The organism is Dorea sp. AM58-8, assembly GCF_003464045.1.
Lineage (GTDB): Bacteria > Bacillota > Clostridia > Lachnospirales > Lachnospiraceae > Claveliimonas > Claveliimonas ammoniilytica.
Genome location: NZ_QSDM01000049.1, coordinates 1 through 2,080, shown reverse-complemented (window position 1 = coordinate 2,080; position 2,080 = coordinate 1). Strand labels below are relative to the sequence as shown.

Here is a 2,080-nt window from a genome sequence, read left to right as displayed (position 1 = left end):
AAAAGGGGAAATCGGCTAATGCCGATTTCTTCCCATTTTAAAGAAGAATAGAGATACCCCGTGGAAATGTGTGCTTCTTAGCATCGGCATATTCCACGGGGTATCTCTATTCCAAAGATGGATTCTTATTTTCGGGCGCACTAAATAAAGGGATATGTGAAATCAAACAGACTTTTATTTAAGCTACATTTTCCCCTTTTTTTCCCTCAAATTTCTGTATCGCATTGCAAAGGAATCGATGGTATTTGTTGATATTCCTGCCGATTGCGTACAACATGAATTCTTTGTATACTTTATCGGCTGTACGATGATTGAACCGTCGAAAATCATCATTTTCTTTGATGTCTCCAAAATGCCCTTCTGTTTGAATAGAACGGATTTGACGATTCAGGATTCCTTTTTCACTCTGAATATTTGCATGAGATCTTTCTTTTAAGGCTTCCCAGCGTTCATTGATCTTCATGACTTTGTTTTTGTCTGTATCTTTTTCAGGATTGTATTTATAAAGACATCGGAATTTATGTTCACAACCGCTACAGTCAGCGCATCCATACACTTCCAGAGTTTGTGTATAACCATCCATTTCTTTTTCTTCTGTACGGATATGTCGCAGTTCCCGTCCATCATGGCAAATATAAAAATGCTCGTCCTCGAATATCTGAGTTGTCATGTTATAATATTTCCCGATATTTTCTTTGTAAGCACGTGTTTTTCTCTGCTCATGATCCTGTAGTTTGATATAGCTTTCTATGCTATGTTCTTTTAAAAACAACAGATTTTTTTCGCTACAATAGCCACTATCTGCAGTAACTTCTTTCAGTGCTTCTCCAAAAGTGTGGAGATGCTTTTGGACAACCGGAATCAATGTATTGTAATCGGTTCTGTCGTTGCTTACATATGTATGAACTATAAAGTAATTCTCTACCGCAATCTGAACATTGTAAGCTGCTTTGAGCTGACCATTCATCATGTGGTCATCTTTCATTCTCATGAAAGTTGCTTCCAGGTCTGTTTTGGAATAACTATTACGCTCTTTCCCCATGACTTCAAAGCATTCTTTATATTCCATAAGTTTGGTGCCGCAGGCATCTAACTCTTCATAAAGTTGCTGTATTTCTGATTTTTTCTTTCCTTTTCCATAAACGAATGTAATTCCTTCGTTTTCTGCTATTGTCATCAGCTTTTTTTGCAACTTTAACATATCCAATGGAGAACAATTGTCTATCTCAATGATGGTATTATTGGGAAGTTTTTTATGCTTGGTGAGTTTCCGCTTCCGGTTCTTTTCAATTACTGTGCGTACTTTGTCTATACCTTCGATGATAAACATCATGGCGTTTCCTAATCCGTATTTTTCACTATATCCATTGTCTTCTAATAATGTGTTATATTTATGATAAAGAACATCTATGTTGTCAAGAAGCCCCACAAGATGATAGTTCAAAGTTCCACGCCAGACAAACGTATAACGGTTTGCATTGGCTTCTATCTTTGTTCCATCGATAAAAAGTGATTCTAATGTGATCAGGCCTTCCTTTTTCAAACGTCGCAACAATTGATAATTCAGGTCATCTAATATTTCCGGTGTCAGTTTTTTGTTTATAAAATCATAAAAGGCATCTCTTTTGGGCTGCGTTCCTTGCGAGAGCCAGATGAATGCCAGATCTCTTTTACACAGCTCCACAATCCGGTCTATCTCACGAATTCCACGCATGTTTGCGTAAGTAAGAACTCCATACTTCATGATTGGGTTAAACCCGTGTTTCCCCTTGCCTGAATACTGTGCTAATAAAGCTGTAAAATCCATTTCCTCCATCACTTTTTTAAGGGTAAAGACTGGATCGTCATCAGGTAAACTCAATTTGTAGAAGTTGAAGTTAATTTTCTGTTGCCCTAATTCAAAAAATTCATTATAATAATTATTGCGATTCATAGTTACATTATACAATGTAACGGAGCGAAGGTGGTTATTATTAGCCACCTTTTTCTCTTTTTATAGATAAAATTTAGGGGAGACAGATGAATCATTTCGATTCATCTGCCTCCCCCGTTTAGAACTGCCATTAACCGACAGCCCCTT

At 37.0% G+C, this 2,080-nt stretch carries 1 protein-coding gene; it reads right to left on the bottom strand.

Annotated elements, in window-relative coordinates:
- Positions 1-178 precede the first annotated feature (178 nt).
- Positions 179-1,933: a transposase gene (locus tag DXA18_RS15380; protein ID WP_199665599.1), complete on the bottom strand. Its 1,755-nt coding sequence runs from the start codon at positions 1,931-1,933 to the stop codon at positions 179-181.
- Positions 1,934-2,080 lie beyond the last annotated feature (147 nt).